General features: G+C 64.4%; 17 protein-coding genes. 6 read left to right on the forward strand and 11 right to left on the reverse strand.

What is annotated here, in order from left to right; all coding sequences use genetic code 11:
- Window positions 1-4 precede the first annotated feature (4 nt).
- The 6 genes from RZE77_RS28795 to RZE77_RS28820 form a co-directional block, all read right to left on the reverse strand.
- The gene (locus RZE77_RS28795) at window positions 5-448 is read right to left on the reverse strand and encodes a MaoC family dehydratase (RefSeq protein ID WP_319443114.1); all 444 of its coding nucleotides are present in this window, start codon (window positions 446-448) and stop codon (window positions 5-7) included.
- The gene (locus RZE77_RS28800) at window positions 441-2,093 is read right to left on the reverse strand and encodes an AMP-binding protein (RefSeq protein ID WP_319443115.1); all 1,653 of its coding nucleotides are present in this window, start codon (window positions 2,091-2,093) and stop codon (window positions 441-443) included. The genes RZE77_RS28795 and RZE77_RS28800 overlap by 8 nt, the downstream gene beginning before the upstream one ends.
- Window positions 2,090-2,830: a nitroreductase gene (locus RZE77_RS28805; RefSeq protein ID WP_319443116.1), complete on the reverse strand. Its 741-nt coding sequence runs from the start codon at window positions 2,828-2,830 to the stop codon at window positions 2,090-2,092. Before RZE77_RS28805 ends, RZE77_RS28800 begins: the two co-directional genes overlap by 4 nt.
- Window positions 2,831-2,964: 134 nt before the next feature.
- Window positions 2,965-3,984, reverse strand: a complete 1,020-nt coding sequence (locus tag RZE77_RS28810) for an AraC family transcriptional regulator (protein WP_319443117.1) — start codon at window positions 3,982-3,984, stop codon at window positions 2,965-2,967.
- Window positions 3,985-4,012: 28 nt separating this feature from the next.
- On the reverse strand, window positions 4,013-5,203 hold the full coding sequence (locus RZE77_RS28815) for a serine hydrolase domain-containing protein (RefSeq protein ID WP_319443118.1): 1,191 nt from the start codon (window positions 5,201-5,203) through the stop codon (window positions 4,013-4,015).
- Window positions 5,204-5,382: 179 nt separating this feature from the next.
- Entirely contained in the window at window positions 5,383-6,426 is a 1,044-nt protein-coding gene (locus RZE77_RS28820) for a helix-turn-helix transcriptional regulator (RefSeq protein ID WP_319443119.1), read from the reverse strand.
- 297 nt (window positions 6,427-6,723) lie between these two features.
- On the opposite strand from RZE77_RS28820, the gene RZE77_RS28825 reads away from it, so the two are divergent.
- On the forward strand, window positions 6,724-7,416 hold the full coding sequence (locus RZE77_RS28825) for a hypothetical protein (protein ID WP_319443120.1): 693 nt from the start codon (window positions 6,724-6,726) through the stop codon (window positions 7,414-7,416).
- A 506-nt stretch (window positions 7,417-7,922) separates the two neighbouring features.
- On the opposite strand, the gene RZE77_RS28830 is transcribed toward RZE77_RS28825, so the two are convergent.
- From RZE77_RS28830 to RZE77_RS28850, 5 genes are all read right to left on the reverse strand, one after another.
- Window positions 7,923-8,345, reverse strand: coding sequence for a hypothetical protein (locus RZE77_RS28830; protein WP_319443121.1), 423 nt, complete (start codon window positions 8,343-8,345; stop codon window positions 7,923-7,925).
- Between the two features lie 150 nt (window positions 8,346-8,495).
- Window positions 8,496-9,530, reverse strand: coding sequence for a phosphotransferase family protein (locus RZE77_RS28835; RefSeq protein ID WP_319443122.1), 1,035 nt, complete (start codon window positions 9,528-9,530; stop codon window positions 8,496-8,498).
- An 80-nt stretch (window positions 9,531-9,610) separates the two neighbouring features.
- Entirely contained in the window at window positions 9,611-10,240 is a 630-nt protein-coding gene (locus RZE77_RS28840) for a hypothetical protein (RefSeq protein WP_319443123.1), read from the reverse strand.
- A 136-nt stretch (window positions 10,241-10,376) separates the two neighbouring features.
- A complete protein-coding gene (locus RZE77_RS28845; protein WP_319443124.1) occupies window positions 10,377-10,676 on the reverse strand; it encodes a hypothetical protein in 300 nt (99 codons plus the stop codon).
- A gap of 682 nt (window positions 10,677-11,358) precedes the next feature.
- A complete protein-coding gene (locus RZE77_RS28850) occupies window positions 11,359-12,924 on the reverse strand; it encodes a hypothetical protein (protein WP_319443125.1) in 1,566 nt (521 codons plus the stop codon).
- 288 nt (window positions 12,925-13,212) lie between these two features.
- Between RZE77_RS28850 and RZE77_RS28855 the strand changes: the two genes are divergently transcribed.
- The 5 genes from RZE77_RS28855 (at window position 13,213) to RZE77_RS28875 (ending at window position 19,127) form a co-directional block, all read left to right on the forward strand.
- Entirely contained in the window at window positions 13,213-13,716 is a 504-nt protein-coding gene (locus RZE77_RS28855; RefSeq protein WP_319443126.1) for a sigma-70 family RNA polymerase sigma factor, read from the forward strand.
- A gap of 13 nt (window positions 13,717-13,729) precedes the next feature.
- The gene (locus tag RZE77_RS28860; RefSeq protein ID WP_319443127.1) at window positions 13,730-14,710 is read left to right on the forward strand and encodes a FecR domain-containing protein; all 981 of its coding nucleotides are present in this window, start codon (window positions 13,730-13,732) and stop codon (window positions 14,708-14,710) included.
- 171 nt (window positions 14,711-14,881) lie between these two features.
- Window positions 14,882-17,299 carry a TonB-dependent siderophore receptor gene (locus RZE77_RS28865; protein ID WP_319443128.1) on the forward strand — a complete coding sequence of 806 codons (2,418 nt, stop codon included), beginning with the start codon at window positions 14,882-14,884 and terminating at the stop codon, window positions 17,297-17,299.
- Entirely contained in the window at window positions 17,299-17,598 is a 300-nt protein-coding gene (locus RZE77_RS28870; protein ID WP_319435183.1) for a DUF3649 domain-containing protein, read from the forward strand. The genes RZE77_RS28865 and RZE77_RS28870 overlap by 1 nt, the downstream gene beginning before the upstream one ends.
- Window positions 17,595-19,127, forward strand: a complete 1,533-nt coding sequence (locus RZE77_RS28875; RefSeq protein WP_319443129.1) for a PepSY-associated TM helix domain-containing protein — start codon at window positions 17,595-17,597, stop codon at window positions 19,125-19,127. Before RZE77_RS28870 ends, RZE77_RS28875 begins: the two co-directional genes overlap by 4 nt.
- Window positions 19,128-19,145 lie beyond the last annotated feature (18 nt).

Genomic DNA, 19,145 nt, shown 5'->3' on the forward strand with positions numbered 1-19,145 from the left:
GACCTCACTCGCCGGAAGTCAGCAGGACGGTGCCGTGCGCGAGCACGCGGGTCCGGTCGTCCGATCCTTTCATGCATCCCTGCAGCTCGATGATGCTGCCGCCCTTTGGACGGGCCGCGATCGACGAAACGCTCCACTCGATCAGCACCGTCTCGCTCGCCAGGACCGGCCGCAGCAGATCGACGGAGAAGTTGATGCCCAGGACATTTCCCTTCTTCGCGAAATGCGTGGCGGTCAGACCCATCAGCAGCGAGGTGGTGTGCGTGCCGCTGGCGATCATTCCGCCGAAGCGCGTGCCTCTTGCGAACGCCGCATCGTGGTGCAGCGGGTTCTCGTCTCCCGCGGCCAAGGCAAATGCCCTGACCTGCTCTTCGTCGAAAGTGTGGGTTCGCGAGAAGCGGTAGCCGGGCTCGACAGGTGCACCGGCAGCGGGCTCGAACTCAACCATGGTGCGCGAGGCCGGTGATGGCCTGCCGGCTTCCGGCCTGCTCGCGCAGGCGGAACTTCTGGATCTTTCCGGTGGCCGTCTTCGGCAAGCTGCCGAACATCACCCGGCGCGGACACTTGAAGTGGGCCAGCCGCTCGCGGCAGAACGAAATGATCTCCTGTTCGGAAGGCGCCGGAACGCCTGCCCTGAGCTCGATGAACACGCACGGAACCTCTCCCCATTTCTCGTCGGGCTGGGCAACCACGGCCGCATGCAGGACGGCCGGGTGCCCATGAACGACATCCTCGACCTCCACCGAAGAGATGTTCTCGCCGCCCGAAATGATCACGTCCTTCGAACGGTCGGTGATCTGCGCATAGCCGTTGCCATGAAGAACCGCCACGTCGCCGGTGCGGAACCAGCCGTTGGCGAGCGCCTTGCGCGTGGCCGCCTCGTTCTTGAAGTAGCCCATCATCACCGTGTTGCCGCGCAGCATGAGCTCCCCCGTGGTCTTGCCGTCGCGGGGAACCGGCTCCAGCGTGTCGGCGTCGCCGACCATGAGGCCTTCGAACATGGCGGCCCGCACGCCCTGGCGCACCCGCAGCTTGCCTTTATCGGCCGGCGCGAGATCGTCCCAGCCGTCCTGCCACGCGCAACTCACCGGCGTGCCGCAAACCTCCGTGATGCCGAACACGTGCTCCACGTCGAAGCCCATGGCCAGCACGGCGTTCAGCACGGCCAGCGGCGGCGGGGATCCCGCGGTCAGCACCCGCACGCTGCGGGACAGCCTGATGTTCTGGGCTGAATCCGAGAGCATGGCCATCACGACCGGCGCCGCGCAGAGATGGTCGATCTGGTGCGTGTCGATGGCCTCCAGCACCGCTTCGGCGGAAACCCGGCGCAGGCAGACGTGGGTCCCGGCCGCCGCCGTCACGGCCCAGGTGAAGCACCACCCGTTCGCATGGAACATGGGCAGTGTCCACAAGTATTTCGGCGCCCGCGGCATCGCCCAGTTCGTGATCTGCAGCAGGCTCATGAGGTACGTGCCGCGGTGGCTGGCGACCACGCCCTTCGGGTCTCCCGTCGTGCCCGAGGTGTAGTTCAGCGCGATGGGCTGCCACTCGTCGCTCGGCCAGCGGCCGGGGAACGCCGGGTCGCCGCTTGCCAGCAGCGATTCATAGTCGGTCTCGCCGATGCGTTCGCCGGGCGGTGCGAGGTGGTCTTCGATGTCGATGACCGGGGGAGGGTTGTCCAGAAGTTTCAGGGCGGCGGCAACCGTTCCGGAGAATTCGCGGTCGACCATCAGCAGCCTGCATTCACCGTGGCGCAGGATGAACGCGATGCCTTCTGCATCCAGGCGATGGTTGATCGCGTTGAGCACGGCACCTGCCAGCGGCACGCCGAAGTGCGACTCCAGCATCGCCGGCGTGTTGGGCGCCAGCACCGACACCGTGTCGCCCGGCTGGATGCCCCTGGCCACCAGCGCCGACGCCAGGCGATGGCAGCGCTCGCGCGTCTGTCCCCAGGTTCGCGTCAGCTCGCCGTGCACCACGGCCACGCGGTCCGGATGCGCCAGCGCGGCGCGCTCGAGAAAGCCGAGCGGCGTCAGCGGCACATGGTTGGCCTCGCAGCGGTCGAGCCCCTTTGCATAGGATTGAGCGCTCATGTCCTTGTCTCCTTCATGCTGTCGTGGAACGTCGTGAATGCGGAAACCGGCTCCCGTTCGGTGACCAGCGAGTTCTCGATCGAAGCGTCGTCGGCATAGCCCAGGCTCATGCCGCAGACGAGCATCCGGCCCGCGGGAATTCCCAGGAACTCGGCAATCTGGCGATGGAACTTCAGGAACGCGGCTTGAGGGCAGGTGTGAAGGCCGCGGCCGCGCGCGGCGATCATCACGCTCTGCAGGAACATGCCGCAGTCCAGCAGGCTTCCTTCCTGGAGCGTGTGGTCGATCGTGAAGAACAAGCCCACGGGCGCATCGAAGAAGCGGTAGTTGCGCCCATGCTGCTGGTGCATGCGCTGCTTGTCGCCCTTGGCAATGCCGAGCAGCCCGTAAAGATCCCAGCCCACCTTGCGGCGCCGCTCCAGGTAGGGGGAGAGCCATTCGCGCGGGTAGTAGTCGTAGGGCTCGAGCAGTTCCCCTGATCTGCCGGGATCGTCGTCGAGCGCGGTGATCGCAGCGGACAGGCCGGCCTTCGCCGCCCCGGTCAGCACATGCACATGCCAGGGCTGCATGTTCATGCCCGAAGCGCTGTAGCGCGCGGTCGAGAGGATCGCTTCGATCTCTTCCTGCGGCACCGGCCTGGGCAAGTAGGCCCTGACGCTGCGCCGCGTGGCAATCGCCCAGTCGACGGCGCCTCGCAGCGCCTGCGTGCCCAGCGGCGGCGCCATCATTCGGTTCATTGCGGGTTTCCTCGTTGCTGGATTGCCGAGGAGCTTAGTGCCGCAAGCATTCGATGCCCATGCCCGCAGGCCTCGATCTGGCCGGGGCTTTCGGGCATGCGGATGTCTCATGGGCGGGCGCGGGCGCCCGGGGCTCATTCCCGCGCGTGCGCAGAGGAGCGATAGCTTCCGGGGCTCACGCCTGTCCATTTCTTGAAGGCGCGATGGAAGGCGCTGGTCTCCTGGAATCCGGTGCGGGCGGCGACTTCCGCCACCGTCAGCGTGGCGCTCGACAGCAGATCGATCGCGATGTCCCGCCGCAGGTCGTCCTTCACCCGCTGGTAGCTCAGCCCCTCTTGCTGCAATCGGCGCTGGAGCGTGGTGCCGGAGACGCAGAGCTCTTGCGCAAGCTTCTCCAGTTCGGGCCACGCATCGGGCATCTGGCTGCGCAACCGGTGCCGCACCTGTGCGCTGGTGCTCGAGTCATTGCGGTACTTGACGAGCAGGTTGGCGGGCGCGGCCCGCAGGAAGTTGTCGACGGTCTGCGGAGATTCCGCGATCTTCAGGTCGAGCAGCTCGCTTGCGAAGGTGATGTGCGTGGTCTCCGCGTTGAACTTCAGGTTCTCGCAGAAGCGCGTGCGGTAGTGGCTGTCATCGGCCGGAGGCGGGCAGCGGAACCGCATCTCGCGCAGGGGAATCCGCCGGTGCACGAGCCAGCATGCCAGCCCATGGACGAGGATGAACCAGGTGCCGTAGCCGAACAGCCGGCGCAGCACGCCACCGTCGTGCAGGATCACGCGCGCCTCGTCCGCCGATCGGACCAGCTCCCCGCGAAAGTCGTCCAGGGTGGCGTGAAGAAACCGGAGGATCCGTCGCAGCGCGTGCTCCAGGTTCTCCGAGTTGACCGCCGCGCGCGTCATGAGCGCATAGCTTCCACGGCGCAGCCCGTGGCTGTCCAGACCGAAGAACTCGTCATCCATCAGGTCGGCCAGGGCCACCCACATGCGCGAGTACGCCGCCGCCGGAATGCGCGCGCGCGGCGCGTTCAGCAGATCGCGGTCCAGCCTGGCGATCTCGAGCACGCCGCTGATGTCCATGTTCCTGAGCGCGGCGGCGCGAATCGCCTCGTGCACGAGCTCGATGGAAACGGTGCCCTTCAGCCCTGCTGACTTCATGCGAACTCTCAAAAAGCGAGATGGAACACTAGCGGCGGGGTTTCCAGTTCGAAACGGCCTGAAGGAAGGCACGCGTTTCCGCATAGGGCTCGGTGCGGCCCGGTGGCATGTAGCTGAGTTTCACGACCACCGTGCGAGTGGCCGGATCGACGTACGTGAACTGACCCTGCAGACCAAGGGCATAGTACGCGCCGGTTTGCGGAAATGTCCACCATTGATAGCCATAGCCGCCGTTCGGCGAGTTGCTGCCGGGGACCGAAGCGGTCGCGGCCTTGACCCACTTCTCGGGGACGATCTGCTTCCCATTCGCATAGCCGTTGTTCAGGAACAGCAGACCGAAGCGCGCCCAGTCCCTGGCAGTTGCGTTGAATCCCGCCCCCGTGAACTCACGGCCTGCGCCCGGAGCACCGTCCATGATGAAGAAGCCGTTGCTCGCCGCGCCCATGGGCTCCCACAGCTTCTCGCTCATGTAGCCCGCGAAGGTGGTGCCCGAGACGCGCTCGACCAGCCAGCCGAGCACTGCCGTGTCGATCGTCTTGTAGGCGAAGTGGCTGCCGGGGGGATGTGCACGCCCTATCGTCATGGCGACATCGGCAAAACGCGAGGTGTTCCGCACCAGGGACGACATGTGGTTGCTCGCTGCAATGCCGGGATTCTGGAAGTCGTACCGCTCCTCGTAGTCCACGCCGGACCGCATCTCCAGCACCTGCCGGATCGACACGTCCTTGTAGGCACCGCGCGCAAGCTCGGGGAGGTATTTGGCGATCGGATCCTCGATGGATGCGATGCGCTTTTCGTTCAGCGCGATGCCGACCAGCGTGGAAACAATGGATTTCGTCATGGACCAGCCCATGAATCGCGTGTCGCCGTCGCTCAGGTTTCGGTAGTTCTCGTAGACGATGGCGCCGTCCTTGATCACCAGCAGTGCGTTGGTATAGGTGCGATCGAGAAACTCCTCCGGGGTATAGGCGGTGCCTTCGAACTCGTATCTGAAGTCCAGGGGCGCATCGTTGCGCGGGATCGCCCATACCGCACGCCGGTGGGTGACTTCCCGGGTGTCGAAGATCCGGTCCATCGAGCGGAACGTCAATGCGTTGATGCCCGGATTCAACATCTGCCAGCGCACTTCCTGCAGCGCGATGGGAACCGAAGAAGTCGGTGCGCCTGCGGGCGCGGGCGGCATCGGTTGCGAATGAGCCGCGCAGGCAAGCAGTGCCACGCTGCATGCCACTGCAAGTCCGCGGGGTCGCAGGCAATTGGCCATAGTTCGGAAGCCGAGTCTCATGAGGAAATTCCTTGTGTCGTGTTGCCCGCTCTCGCAGGCTGGGGCTTTGGAGCCGGCAGCGTAGCGAGCGGCCTTCGTGGCCAGGCCTCTGCAAATGCGGAGGGGGCGGGAAACTACGGGGCCTCGCGGGTTCCCAGGCCCAGGGCTGAGCCAAGCTCGACCTTGTTGCGCACGCCGAGGCTGGCATACACGTTGCGCAGGTAGGTCCGCACGGTCGCAGGGCTCAGATCGAGCCGCTCGGCAATCTCCTTGTAGGAGCGGCCCTGAGCGTACAAGGTGGCGGCGCGACGTTCCCGCGGGGCGAGCGGATTCCCGGCACTTCGATCTTCAAGCACCAGCGCGAGCAGACGACCACAGGGCGCAACCGTCAGGCGATTCGATCGGCCCACCGCGATGGAGTACGGCGCCTGATGGGCCAAGTCTGCGATGGTTGGGGGCAACATCGTTCCCTGCCAGCCGGGATTGGCCTGTTGGAGAACTTGGCCCAGCCGTGCGCCCAGGTAGAGGAGACGGCCGCCTCCATCGGCGAACGCATACGTGTTCCACATGCGACCTGGCAAGGCACCTTGAAGACGGTCGAGCACGTCCCGCCAGTGCTGCACGAGGTGGCGGGTGAACTCGCCGAAGATGACCGCTTCCTCGTCGCGGAAGGCTGGACCGGCAGCGCGCCGATAGATCGCTACGAAGAAAAGCAAACCGCTCGACGGCAATTCGAGCGTGATCGCCATGGCGTGATGGAGGCGGTGTCGTTTGCAAAACCCGTCGACCGTGCCACCCGGCGTGTGCCTGCCGTCGCCTGCACCGCCGCGCAGTACCACGCCGCAGCGTGCAATGGATGCTCGGGCGAACTGGTCCGCATCTGCGAGCGCGTTCCATTCCTCTGCAAAGCCGGTGCTCAGCCCGATGCTGCCGTGCAGCCAGTTTCTCGGCGGGCTGTCGGTAGATCCGGGCGAAACTTCGCCCCACCATGCTGAGTCGAAGGAAACCAGCCGTTTCAGCACCTGGAGCGCCTCGCGGTGCATGTCTTGCGCATTGCCTGAACGCGCGAGAGTGACCAAGGCCAAAAGGCCCATCCCGAACTCCCTCAGCATGGCGAGAGCGGATCCCGTCGGCCCACTTTCAAGGAGGGCCGAGGTGGATGGAGTTTGCACGGTCATACGGATGGAAGCTGGGGAGCTTTCGGGCGTTCGTTCGAAAAGTGTACCGGCAGGTACCGGTCCAAGCGATTGGCGGTCGGAGCGCCTCGACGAAAGCGCGGTGGTCGACCTTCCGTTCTGACGGCAACCGCGGCGGGGGGTTGCGTCGCGGAAGGCAGAATGCGGACCAGAACCCGACGTTCGACTGCGCCTCTGAGTACGCTACAACTTAAAGCCGATGGCTACCTACTACGTCTTTGCCACCGCGACCCAGTCGCCTCCTACACCCAAAGCGTTCGACAACGCGCCAGGGGCGCCATGAAACGCGGGTTAGCTCTGCCGGAACTTAGTCCGACCCTTGGCCCTCTCGGCCGACGCACCAGGTTCTTTGGTGCATTCGTCACCGTCGTCATCTGCGTATGGGTTCTTGTTCGCCCTCAGCCTTATTGGGCGGCAATCTTGGCGGCGTATGCGGCCATCTTCAGTATCACTGTTGCGCCACTTGTGGCGAACGACTATTTTCGATTGCGGGAGCCTCGTGGTAATCCTCCGGATAAGACACGAATCAACATCGCAGCGCCCTTGAGCTGCCTTTCAGCGGTACTCCTTATCCGCGCGGTCCTGGACATGGACACGGTGGAGTTTGCGAAAGCAATATTTTTTGGACTTCTGGCGGGTTCGATGTACGCACTGCTGCTATGGGTCATAGTTCGGCGCGCATCCGTCGGCATCGCCGTTTTGATTGGTGTGTTTCTTGGGCCAGCCGCTTTGCTTCACACGAACGCCGCAACGCTTTCGGCCGAAGGTTATATGGAACGAGGTGTCGTTTCGGACAAGTACGTGAGTTCGAAGCCACGTCGCCACGTTCTTGTGGCATCCGTAGGCTCGAGCAAAGTGGAGCTAAGCGTTCCGAAAGAGTCGTTTTCGAACTATGCAGCAGGCCAAGATATATGTACGGAAGTGCGCACTGGTGCATTCGGCATACATGTTCGTTTCATTCGGGCTTGCTGACGGCCTACACACCCTTGCTCACATGTCGCGACAGGCTGCAGACGACCAATACCGTTGCCGGCCAGGAACGATCTCTTGCCAGATGTGCGGAATCTGCTTGGATCCGGTCATTCGTAGACGAATGAACACAGTTTCAAAGGAACGTGGTGGCGCTTTGGGCTCCTGATGCTCTCGTCGAACTGCGGCTGTTCCCCCCGGACGCGGGTGGGCGAGCGGGACCGACTTCCACCGCTTGGTGGGGATGTCCGCTGAGCATCGACGGAGAGCTTTTTGACGGGCGATTCGACCTTTCCGAAATAGAGCCGCTTCAGCCAGGAGAGTCACGCGTCGTGCCTGTGAAATTCCTCAGACCAGATCTCGTGGAGCCTCGCATCGCCGAGGGCCAAAAGTTGCGAGTTTGGGAAGGACGGTTCATCGGGGAGGCCACAGTTCTAAGTTTGTACTGGTTGGCCGCACCCGGCGACTAGCCGGGCGTTGCGGGCACTCGGTAGAGAACGCCGTCGCGCTCAAGTCTTGCAGCGTTGTCCCACCACTGAATTTCTCCAGTCCGCCGGGGATCCGTAAGTTCGCCAACGATAGTAGTCGGGCCTCTCCAGAATCAACTCCCAGATAACGAGATCGCCGTTGCGAGTCTTCCTTGTCTCCCCTTCAAGAAAGAGCATTACCCGATCTTCTTGCTCGTACAGCACCTTGTACGTGTACTCCTGAATTTTTCCATTCGGACCATCGATGGCTTTAGCGTGCTTGATGGTGACCCGATCTTTGTGTGGAGACACCACCATCGTGTGCTGATATTCGTCGGACTCACATGTGGGCTTGTCGATGGGCATCGTGTCCCAAGTTCCCGACAGTCGATTGAGTACACCTGCCGAAGCCGTTAGCGAGGCAAAGGTCGTTGAAGCGATGATGAGGGCTTGAAGTCCGTTCATGAAATTCCCGTCTGCGTCTGATTGATTCTGTCTTGACCGGGAGCGGCTTGCTCCTGGCCGATAGTACCCCTCCGATCGGCGGCATCGAACGGCAGCAACCAGCCGAAGCCGAAGTTCAGTTTTTCCCAAAGCGGTCGCTGGCCTCGCCGGCTACGCCAACAGATCAAGGCAGCGAAGGTCTTCCACTGCGTGCTGAACGCGCATGAGTTGAGGCCACCACACGTAGGCCGACATGCTCTTGGCAAATCGTGCGATCGGCGTGCGCATGTGCAGGAGCACGGCGAGGCGGTAATCTTCTTGAAGTGCCTCGCGCGAATACCCTGTCACGCCGGACGCAGTGAGCGCTGCGTGATAGCGGTCCAGCAACGGCATCTCAAAGCGCTGGCGTACCCCGCGGTCCCATTGAGCGGCCATCATGTAAGCGAGGTCCCAGACGCCAGCGCCCAAATGCCAGCCGTCCCAATCGATAAGCTTCGGCGTGTCGGTCGCAACGTCGCATGGCAGCATCCAGTTCCAGACGTGAGCATCCCCATGAATGAGCGTCTTCCCCTGAAGTAGATCGGCTCGCTCGACGAGCGCCGGAAAGTCAAGCAGAAACCGCGCATAGGCATCTCGCGTGCTGTCATCCAGAGCATCTCCTGCCTTGGAAAACAAGCGATCACATGCCGCTGAGAGCCAGTCTGAGGACCGAAGCCGCTCCCACAGCGTTGGGCCGATGTCGTGCCACTCATCTTTGCCCCATCCAGCAGCATGAAATTGTGCGAGTGCTTCCACGATATTTGCACTCCGCGCGAACGTTGGCGGCAACGGCGGGTCGCTGGGACGCTCGTGCGAGCCGGAGAGATCCTCCATCAACAGCCACGTTCGTCCCGTGGGTTCGTCCACTCCACCTCCGTAGAACTTGGGGATGACCTGGCAGTTCAAGCGGCTCGAAATGTTCTCGTAAAACGGCAGCTCCGGCTGCCCATATCCAACGTGAGACACCTTCAGCACGGTGCGAGTCGGAGCTCCGATATGTCCGTTCCACGTCAGCGTCACGCCCACCAAGTCGGAAAGGTAGCCCGGCGCGTCGATGTTCCTGGACGTTGCTGATAGCAGTACGGCGCCCTCTAAATCCAAGCGACTTGCAATTTGCGCCGTCAAGGTCGCCGGCGCGAGTAGGCGCTCCAGAATCAAACTGTCCAATGTGAACCCTCAGTTGACGTGAACGACCGCTCCTGGCTGATAAATGCAGGTGTGGTGCACGTAATCTTCAAGGCGAGTCCTCAGTGCGTCATATGCGCGTGAAGTGCGCTTGAGAACCGCATGTAGGCGTCAATGAATGGGGAGCTTTGGTCACCAGATCGCCGCTTCGCGTCCTCCAGCACATTGCATAAGTATTCTGACGCGAGGCCGAATTCTCCGTCCAAGTACAGAACGACTGGAGCATAGTGGTGAAAGCGGCACGTCACAGGGTCTTCAAAAATGCCAGCGCAGGCGTTATCAACCAGCAAGCGAACGCGCGCCCGATCCGTATACGCCATCATCTTGGCGAGCCCCGCGTCGAAAGTCGCCATCAGCGTTTCGAAAGCTGTGGCTTCGAATTGGGCTTCCGATTCAAAGTCCCATCCACTGGCGGTCTTTCGGTCAACCAAGTGCCGAAGATCGGCGCCAAGAGTTCCCGTCTCCCGCATCAATGGTTCGCCCATCGCCTCGGCACAGGCCTTTTCGATTTCCTCAAAGCGGACTCCGAGGCCAAATTCGAGCCAGAAGCTTTGTACGCTCCGCGTCGACCGAAGGCGAACATGGAGTTCGACGCCTGGTTCGACCGCGAGAGTCCAGGCTTCCGGCTCAAGCCGCTTGAGACCACGAGCCTCGAGTTCGGCTGAGATTCTCTTTAACAGTGCAGGTTTCATTGCAAGGATTTCAGATCGCCTGTCACGGTCGTTCGATGATTCCTTCACATGCGTGCACCGGATAGCTGATCATCGTGAAGATCTGCTCATGGCCGGTGGCCGTTATCCTAACTAGCTGCCCGAGGGGAAGGAGATTTCAATTTTCGTCTTCGTCAGGCGGCGCCCGTTCGATCACCCACTGCTCTTCAGGACCCGCGCGAGTGGCTTGGAAGCCGGGCGCAAGGTCGGCGAGTTGAGCTATTGCAGGGTCGATTTCTAGGACATGACCTAAACCAGCAAGCGCAACGTCTTCCAACTCCTCGCTGACTCCGTCCAGGAACTGCCATCCATGATCATCTTTGTCATGTGAAACCAGCAGGATCGGCCTACTACGATTTAAGACACCTTTCGAGAAAACCGTCGCGCAGTTTCGAGGCTGATCGAATGGCCATTTCATAATGTCGCTAGCATCTCTTGATAGGTCTGTGGTCGCGCTAAGTTACTTCTGATGGCCGATCTCAGTCGCCCCGCCATTTCAGCTGACCGCCGACCCTTATCAAGTCGCTTGTTTGAACCCCAATTGCATCTCCAGCTGCCTCGAGATCCAACGGTTCGAAATGAACCAGGTGCTCCAGCCAAATCTCAGAAAAGCCCGGCTGCAGCTCTCGGCAGAAAAGGCACATTTTTCGCCCTGTCGTTAACTCGAACTCCCAGCACAGGCTTGGTCCGAGACCTGCCTCCACATAAGCATCGGCATCGTCTCTGCGAAGGTGGAGTCCTTTCCAGGACCTCTTGCAATAGGCGGCGCAAATCAGACCAGCTGGTAAACCCATAGATTCATGTTCCTCGGGTTGTCAGACGTTTGGATCTTGCTCTCGCTATGGATGGCCTGACGTCGCCGCATTCTGCCTTCGGTTTCGACTCGGCCTCGGGAGAGACAAAGCTCTTTGAAGGTCAGCCTTGAGCCTCTGCAGTTCGTCATTCCTTTTCGCCGGCTGCAACTCTAGCCTCGTGCATTTATCGCGCACAGACGCGACGATTTATTGCGGTGCGCTTCATTTGGGCGAGATCTAATGTCTCAGATGGGCTCGCAGCGGACTTCGCGGCCTGCGATCTCAGCCGCTGGAAGAAGACCAAATCTAGGTCTTTGTGTTGGTCTTGTGGCGCCCTACGTGCGCCACCAGCGCGACCTTTTCCTCCTTGTGCCAGGCCCAGTGGATTGAGAGGCACGTGTCGGGTTGCTTCGCGCCCAAAGTGATGTGTGGCGAGATGTCCAGTTCCTGGCCGTTGTAGGTTGCGGTGTACTCGCTCCCCCATTTGCCCTTAGAGGTCTGCGATACATCGTCGGCATAGTCGAAGCCTCGCGCTTTGAAAAGCTGGCGAACGGAGCCGCCCGCTTTGCCGGAGCCGACGGTCTCGGCCCAGATCGACGCCACTTCATCCAGTGCGGCAAGCGCTTCCAGCACGCGTTCTGGATGCTTATAGGGCGAACCTGAAGCGGAAGAATAGGCCGACGGCAGGAAGCGAAGGTTCTTTGACGTGGCCTCTGCCTGCCGCACTGCCTCTTCAACGCTCACCGGCGCCACAGGTTCGGAGGAGCCAGCTGGCGCTTGCCCTTGCGAAGTCGGTGCGCTGTCCTTCCAACCGCTATACGCCACGAGTGCCGCGGCATTCTCGCGTAGTGTCTTGTTGTCCTGCAGCAGCTCCGCATTGGCAGCCTCTGCCATCTTGAGCTTCTGCTCCATCTCGACGAGGTCGTCGAGGAGTTCGTCTTCAGACTTCGCTCTGCTGTTGCGAGCCGCCTCGCGTGCCTCTCGCTCCGCCGTCGAGCGCACTCTCGAGATGGCGAGGGGCTCCACATGTCTGAAGGCGGCTGCGTCGAAGATCATGCTGCAGAGTTGACCGAGCGTGCGCTCGGTAGCATCCGCATCCTTGAACTGCCAGGGCATCCAGAGCGGATGCATGAATGGGTCTACTTGGTCATTGAAGCCGGGCCAATAGAGGCGAATAGCGCCGCCATAGCAGGAGAAGGCCTTGCCCACCTCTTCGGCCAGTCTGAACGCCGCCCACTTGTCGGCCAACTCGTAGACCTTAGCCACGCCTGCAAGACGTTCCGCAAGCTCGTTCGAGTTGATCAAGGGCATGTCATCCTGAACACGTTTCGACACGAGAACGATGGGATGAGGGCGGGTCGAGTCCATCAGCTCGCTCACCAGCAACTCGACGTGCTCCGCGCCGACAAGCTCGGGCGTCACACTGTAAGGGTGGCCTCGAAGGCGCACCGAGCGAAGACGGGCGATGTCGCGGATGACCCGAGGCGAGCCGAGCTTGATGCTTGCAGGTGCTATCACCAACTGCAAGCCGGTCACCGCCACCTCCAGCGACAGTACTAGTCCATCGCCTTGCCTGAGCAGGGATAGAGCGATGATCCATCCCAAACTCTTGTCGTATTGGTCTGGGTACGTCCAACGAAGGTCAACCAGTTGCTCACCCGGTGCTTCCTTGCTGGCATGGTGCCGAATGGAGAGCTGATGCCCTTCGGCGGGAGTGACTGCCAAGTCACCCTTCCCGAGGCTTTCAAACACGTCAACTGAAAGGCGCTGACGGAGGTACCAGTCCTGTATCCACCGACCGATGTAGTTCAGCGAGACTGAAACGTCGGATTGGGCGCCGACCTCCAGCGCTGCGGCATAAACGGTTCTCATGCTTGTTGCCTCCTCCGATGTAGCGGCTCGGCCCTGCCGGCAGGCAACGGCGGTTTCTTTAACTTTACTGCCAAAACTGGCGGCACCTGCCAAAGATGGCGGCAATCGACGACTGTCAAGGCCGTCGCCAATTACTGCCAAAGCCGATGGAAATCACTGCCAAAGGTCGCGGCGCGCTTCACTTCACGGGCGCCGGGTGACCGCCGCCGCCCGCCCCAACGACGCCTGGCAATATAATTGCAAACGATTCTCATCCACTTCTTCCGATCCGCTTGCCGGAACCGTTCCATGCCCGCGGCCACCCATCCTCCCGAGCCCATCGAAGTTCTCTACAGCGACCACCACGGCTGGCTGCTGGGATGGCTGCGCCGCCGCCTGGGCGACGCCTGCGATGCGGCCGACCTGGCGCACGACACCTTCGTGCGGCTGATGGCATCTTCGCGCACCACCAACCTCGGGCACGAGCCGCGCGCCTTCCTGACCCATGTCGCCAAGGGGCTGGTGGCGGACCATTGGCGCCGGCGCGAGGTGGAGCGGGCCTACCTGGAAGCGATTGCGCATCTGCCCGAGCCCGAGGCGCCGTCGCCAGAGGCGCGGATGCTCATCATCGAATCGCTGCTGCGCATCGAGGCCATGCTGGCCGGCCTTCCGGGCCGCACGCGGCAGGTCTTCCTGCTGGCGCAGTTCGACGAGCTGACGCTGCAGCAGATCTCCGAGCGCATGGCCATGCCGGTGATCACGGTGCGCCGCCACATCCACAAGGCGCTGGTCGCCTGCATGTCGGTCGCGTGAGCGAAGCGGTGCGATGAGCAGCCAGCAGCCGAGCGGGGCGCAGGCCCGCCCCGATCCCGCGCTCCTGAGCGAGGCGGCCGACTGGATGATGACGCTGCGCTACGGCGACGACGCCCAGAAGGCGCAGGCGAACTTCAACCGATGGCGCGAGCAGAGCCCCGCGCACGGCGAGGCCTGGGCGCGGGCGGAGGCCCTGCTGGGGGTGCTCGCACAAGTGCCGGCGGGCATCGGCAAGGAGGCCTTCCAGGCCCTGCAGCAGCAACCCAGCCGCCGCCGCGGCATGGGCATGCTGGGTGCGTTGCTGGTTGCTGCGCCGGCCGGCTGGCTCGCCTGGCGGCACATGCCCTGGCGCGAGTGGGCCGCCGATGTTGCAACGGCCACGGGCGAGCGCAGGTCGATGACGCTGGCCGACGGTTCGCGCCTGGTGCTCAACACCGCGAGCGCGGCGGACATCGTGTTCACGGCCGCCGAACGGCGCATCCGCCTGCAGGCGGGCGAGATCCTCGTGACCACGCACGCCGACCCGTCGCCCACCTACCGGCCCTTCCTGGTGCAGACCCCGCAGGGCACCGTGCGGGCGCTGGGCACGCGCTTCAGCGTGCGCCGGCTCGACGACCGCACCACGCGCGTCGCGGTGTTCGAACAGGCCGTCGAAGTACGTCCCGTGGACGGCGCTTCGCGCATGCTGCGCGCCGGCGAGCAGGTCGATTTCGAGGCCGGGCGCATCGGCCCCGGGGCCACTGTCGAGAACAGCGCCGCGCTCTGGGAGCAAGGCATGCTGCTTGCGAGAAGCATGCGGCTGGCCGACGTCGTCGCCGAAATGAGCCGCTACCGCAGCGGCGTGCTGCGCTGCCATCCCGCGGTGGCCGAGCTGCGCGTATCCGGCGCCGTCTCCCTGGCCGACACCGATGCCGGGCTCGCGCTGCTGGCGCGCTCGCTGCCGCTGCGCATCGAGCAGACGACCCGCTACTGGGTCACGGTGGCGCCGCGTTAGCCGGCGCAGGAAAAAAATCCACCCGGGAGTGATCACTTTTTCTGTTTCGTCCGGTGTGAGAGGGAATGACGCATCGATGCCGATGCGCCGACCACCATCACAGACATCACAGGACGCAGACAAATGGGATCGCAGCACAGCGCACGCCGGCACCGGCACACCGGAAAAATCATGGCCGCCCTCGCCACCGCTGCCATGCACGCGGCACTGGGCGGGGCCGGCGCGCTGGCACTGCTTGCAGCGCCCGTGTTCGCGGCCGAGCCGGCGGGCGCCGGTGTGCGCCAGTACGCCATTGCCGGCGGCTCGCTTGCCGACGTGCTGGCGCAGTTCGCGGCCGCCACGGGCGTCCAGCTGATCTTCGAGCCCGGCATGCTCGCCGGGCTGCGAAGCGGCGGGCTGCGGGGCCGCTACACGGCGCAGGAAGGCTTCGAGCAGGTGCTGCGCGGCAGCGGCTACGAAGTGACGGGGCAGGGCAGCGGTGCCTACGCGCTGCGCAAGGCGGCGGCGCCCGTGGTGCGCAGCGGCGCGGCCGACAGCGCTGCCACGCTGGCACTCGTCACGGTGACCGCCGCGCCCGAGCGCGAAACGCCCACGGGCCGCGTCAACGGCTATGTCGCCAGGCGCAGCGCCACGGCCACCAAGACCGACACGGCGCTGATCGAGAACCCGCAGTCCGTCTCCGTGATCACCGCCGACGAAATCGGCGACCGCAAGGCGGAGTCGCTCGACGAGGCGCTGCGCTACACCGCCGGCGTCACGCCCAATCTCAAGCCCTGGGCGGTCGACGAGTTCTCGCTGCTGCGCGGCTTCGAGCTCGGCACCGCCGGCGTCTTCATGGACGGCCTGCTGACCTCCGGGCGCTCCTATGCCGCGCCCATCGAGCCCTACGGCCTCGAACGGCTCGAAGTGCTGCGCGGGCCGGCGTCGGTGCTGTACGGAAAGATGCCGCCGGGCGGCATGGTCAACGCCGTGAGCAAGCGGCCGACGGCGGAGACCGTGCGCGAGATCGGCATCGAGTACGGCACCTACAACCGCAAGCAGCTGAAGGCCGACATCGCTGGCGCGCTGGACAGCCGCAACGAATGGACCTACCGCCTCACGGTGCTGGGGCGCGACTCCAACACCCGCCTGGACCACGACCGCGACAACCGGCTCTACATTGCGCCCGCCCTCACGTGGCAGCCCAGCGCCAGCACCAAGCTGACGCTGCTCGGGCGCTACCAGAAAGACAACCAGGCCTACGCCTGGCAGAACCAGCTGGAGCAGCCCGGCGTGTTCGGCCAGCCGAGCCCGCGCGTGAACATCGGCGGCTACGACAACCGCTGGCGGCGCGACAACAAGATGCTCGGCTACGAGTTCGAGCACAGCTTCAATGACACCTGGTCGATGCAGCAGAGCATGCGCTACAGCGAACTCGACCGCTCGGAGACCAACGTGTTTCCGCGCGGCCTGCGCGCCGATGGCTACACGCTCAACCGCAGCTTCTCGCCGCGCGAGACGCACTGGAAGGGCTTGCTGCTGGACACGCGCGTGCAGGCGCGCTTCGACAGCGGCCCGCTGAAGCACACCGTGCTGGCCGGTGTCGACTACGCCAGGTCGCGCACCACCGACGAGTTTCCGTACGACCGCCCCCTGCTGGCGCCGATGAACCTGTTCGCGCCCGTGTACATGCACCAGCCGCTCGCGCCGGCCGCCGATCCGTATGTCGACCGGGTGCCATCGAAGCAGGTCGGCTTCTACCTGCAGGACCAGATCAAATGGGACCGCTGGGTTCTCACGGCCGGCGTGCGGCATGACAAGGCGGACGCCACGGGCACCCGCACCTTCGGCAACACCGGCGACAGCAGCGAGGTCTACGACACCTCGGCCAGCGCCACCACCGGCCGCGTCGGTGTCGTGTACCTGTTCGATTCCGGATGGGCGCCCTATGCGAACTACGCCACCTCCTTTTCGCCGGAGATCGGCAAGGACCTGAACGGCAACCTGCTGAAGCCTTCGAAGGGCCGGCAGATCGAAGCCGGCGTGCGCTACCAGCCGACCGGAAGGAACGCCAGCTACACGGCATCGGTGTTCGACATCGTGCGCAGCAACGTGACCACGGCGGCGCCGCAGGCGCCCGGCGAAGTCATCCAGACCGGCGAGGTCCGGTCGCGCGGGCTCGAGCTCGAGGCCCGTGCCGACGTGACCAGCAACATCAGCCTGATCGCCCAGTACACCTACCTGGACACCCGCATCACGCGCAGCAACGACGGCGACCTGGGCCTGCCGCAGATGAGCGCGCCCAAGCACAGCGCATCGGTGTGGGGCAAGTACTCGTTCCCGGTGGGCGACTCGACCCGCGCGTTTGCCGCCCTCGGCGTGCGCTACCTCGGCAAGGCGCGTTCGGCCTGGGACACCGGCAACGCCAACATCACGAACCCGAGCATCGCGCTGGTCGACCTGGCGCTCGGCTTCGACCGCGGCCCCTGGCGCGTCTCGCTCAATCTCAACAACCTGCTGAACAAGCAGTCCCTGATGGATTGCAACGGCAGCATCTGCTACCGCAGCGCGGAGCGCACCGCCAACCTGAGCGCGCTCTACCGCTTCTGATGCGGGCGACGCGTGGCGCCGTGCGGCGTGCCCGAGGCCCGCTGCTGTCGCGGATCGCGGCCGCGCTGTTCGGCGGCTATGCGCTCGCGGTGCTGACCAGCGTCGCTGCGCTGGCGCTGCCCATGGGCACCGTCGAGGCGGTGCTCACGGGCATGCAGGCCAGCTTCGTGGTGTATGCAGCCGCGGTCATCTGGGTGTTTGCGGCACGCAGCGCGCGCCGGGCGTGGCTGGGCCTGGCGCTGGCCGCGCTGCCGCTGCTGGCGGCGGCATGCTGGGTCTGGCGGGTGCCGGGCGCATGAAGACGGCGGCAAAGAGCCTGCGCCAGTCGATGGCCGGCCTTCACACCTGGACCGGCCTCGTGTTCGGTTGGGTTCTCTACGCGATGTTCCTCACCGGCGCGGTGAGCTACTTCCGGGAGGAGATCTCCCAGTGGATGCGGCCCGAAGTGCCGGCGCTCGCGCAGTTGCCCGACGCGGCCGCGAGCGCTGCCCAGGCCATCGCAAGCCTGCAGGGGCTCGCACCGGGCGCAGCCCAGTGGGTGATCGACCTGGCGGACGAACGCAGGAACGTCGTCGCCGCATCGTGGCGCGCCGGCGGCGGCGCCAGCGACGGCAGGGCCATGCTCGATCCGCTGAGCGGCAAGCCGCTGCATGCGCGCGAGACCACCGGTGGAGAGTTCTTCTACTACTTTCATTTTTCGCTGCACTACCTGCCGCGGGTCGCGGCGCGCTGGCTGGTGGGACTGGCCACCATGTTCATGCTGGTCGCGGTGGTCAGCGGCGTGATCACGCACAAGAAGATCTTCACCAACTTCTTCACCTTCCGTCCCGGCAAGGGCGCGCGCTCCTGGCTGGATGCACACAACATGCTGTCGGTGTGGGTGCTGCCCTTTCACCTGCTGATCACCTACACCGGCCTGGTCACGCTGATGACGCTGTACATGCCCTGGGGCCTGGACAGCGCGCCCGATGCGGCGCAGACGCGCCAATCGCTGCGCGCCGAAATGACGGCGCTCATGCCTCCGGGCACGCCGCGCGGCACGGCGGCACCGCTGCCCGACGTGGGCGCGATGGTGCGCGAGGCCGAGCGGCGCTGGGGCATCGGCAGCGTGGCGCGCCTGGTCGTCGATCACCCGGGCGATGCCGCATCGCGCGTGAAGGTCGTGCGCAGCGAGGCATCGCGCGTGTCCGTCAGCCCGCGCTACCTGGCGTTCGAAGGTCCGCAGGGCGCGCTGCGGCAGGTCAAGGACCACTCGGGCCCCGCCGCAGAGACGCGCGGCGTGCTCTACGGCCTGCACATGGCGCGCTTTGCCGGCACCACGGTGCGCTGGCTGTACTTCATGGCGAGCCTGGCCGGTGCCGCCATGGTGGCGACGGGGCTCGTGCTGTGGACCGTCAAGCGGCGCGCCAAGCGGGCCGATCCTGAACACGCGCCGGCCGGTCGCCGCCTGGTGGAGCGGCTCAACGTCGCGGCCATCGCGGGGCTTCCCGTGGCGATGGCGGCGTTTCTCTGGGGCAACCGCCTGCTGCCGGCGGAGCTCGCGGATCGCCGCGGGTGGGAAATCCACCTGTTCTTCGCCGTGTGGGCGCTGATGCTCTTCCACGCGGGCGCAAGGCCTGTCCAGCGCGCATGGACGGAACAGTTCGGCGCCGCTGCCGTGCTGTGCGCGGCGCTGCCGCTGTGGAACCTGTGCGCCGGCGGCCGCCACCTGTTCGCCAGCATTCGCGCGGCGGACTGGGTGTATGCGGGAATGGAGCTTGCGCTGCTGGCAACGGCGGCGCTGCTTGCCGCGATGGCGATGAAGACCGCGCGCAGGGCCGGCAGCTAGCACCCTGCCGCAGCCATC

It is taken from the genome of Variovorax sp. SPNA7 (genome assembly GCF_033807855.1).
Taxonomy (GTDB): domain Bacteria; phylum Pseudomonadota; class Gammaproteobacteria; order Burkholderiales; family Burkholderiaceae_C; genus Variovorax; species Variovorax beijingensis.

What these genes read in the sequence shown, in the direction of transcription:
- RZE77_RS28795 (WP_319443114.1), bottom strand. Translation starts at nt 448, where the DNA reads ATGGTTGAGTTCGAGCCCGCTGCCGGTGCACCTGTCGAGCCCGGCTAC.
- RZE77_RS28800 (WP_319443115.1), bottom strand. Translation starts at nt 2,093, where the DNA reads ATGAGCGCTCAATCCTATGCAAAGGGGCTCGACCGCTGCGAGGCCAAC.
- RZE77_RS28805 (WP_319443116.1), bottom strand. Translation starts at nt 2,830, where the DNA reads ATGAACCGAATGATGGCGCCGCCGCTGGGCACGCAGGCGCTGCGAGGC.
- RZE77_RS28810 (WP_319443117.1), bottom strand. Translation starts at nt 3,984, where the DNA reads ATGAAGTCAGCAGGGCTGAAGGGCACCGTTTCCATCGAGCTCGTGCAC.
- RZE77_RS28820 (WP_319443119.1), bottom strand. Translation starts at nt 6,426, where the DNA reads ATGACCGTGCAAACTCCATCCACCTCGGCCCTCCTTGAAAGTGGGCCG.
- RZE77_RS28825 (WP_319443120.1), top strand. Translation starts at nt 6,724, where the DNA reads ATGAAACGCGGGTTAGCTCTGCCGGAACTTAGTCCGACCCTTGGCCCT.
- RZE77_RS28830 (WP_319443121.1), bottom strand. Translation starts at nt 8,345, where the DNA reads ATGAACGGACTTCAAGCCCTCATCATCGCTTCAACGACCTTTGCCTCG.
- RZE77_RS28840 (WP_319443123.1), bottom strand. Translation starts at nt 10,240, where the DNA reads ATGAAACCTGCACTGTTAAAGAGAATCTCAGCCGAACTCGAGGCTCGT.
- RZE77_RS28845 (WP_319443124.1), bottom strand. Translation starts at nt 10,676, where the DNA reads ATGAAATGGCCATTCGATCAGCCTCGAAACTGCGCGACGGTTTTCTCG.
- RZE77_RS28850 (WP_319443125.1), bottom strand. Translation starts at nt 12,924, where the DNA reads ATGAGAACCGTTTATGCCGCAGCGCTGGAGGTCGGCGCCCAATCCGAC.
- RZE77_RS28855 (WP_319443126.1), top strand. Translation starts at nt 13,213, where the DNA reads ATGCCCGCGGCCACCCATCCTCCCGAGCCCATCGAAGTTCTCTACAGC.
- RZE77_RS28860 (WP_319443127.1), top strand. Translation starts at nt 13,730, where the DNA reads ATGAGCAGCCAGCAGCCGAGCGGGGCGCAGGCCCGCCCCGATCCCGCG.
- RZE77_RS28865 (WP_319443128.1), top strand. Translation starts at nt 14,882, where the DNA reads ATGGCCGCCCTCGCCACCGCTGCCATGCACGCGGCACTGGGCGGGGCC.
- RZE77_RS28870 (WP_319435183.1), top strand. Translation starts at nt 17,299, where the DNA reads ATGCGGGCGACGCGTGGCGCCGTGCGGCGTGCCCGAGGCCCGCTGCTG.
- RZE77_RS28875 (WP_319443129.1), top strand. Translation starts at nt 17,595, where the DNA reads ATGAAGACGGCGGCAAAGAGCCTGCGCCAGTCGATGGCCGGCCTTCAC.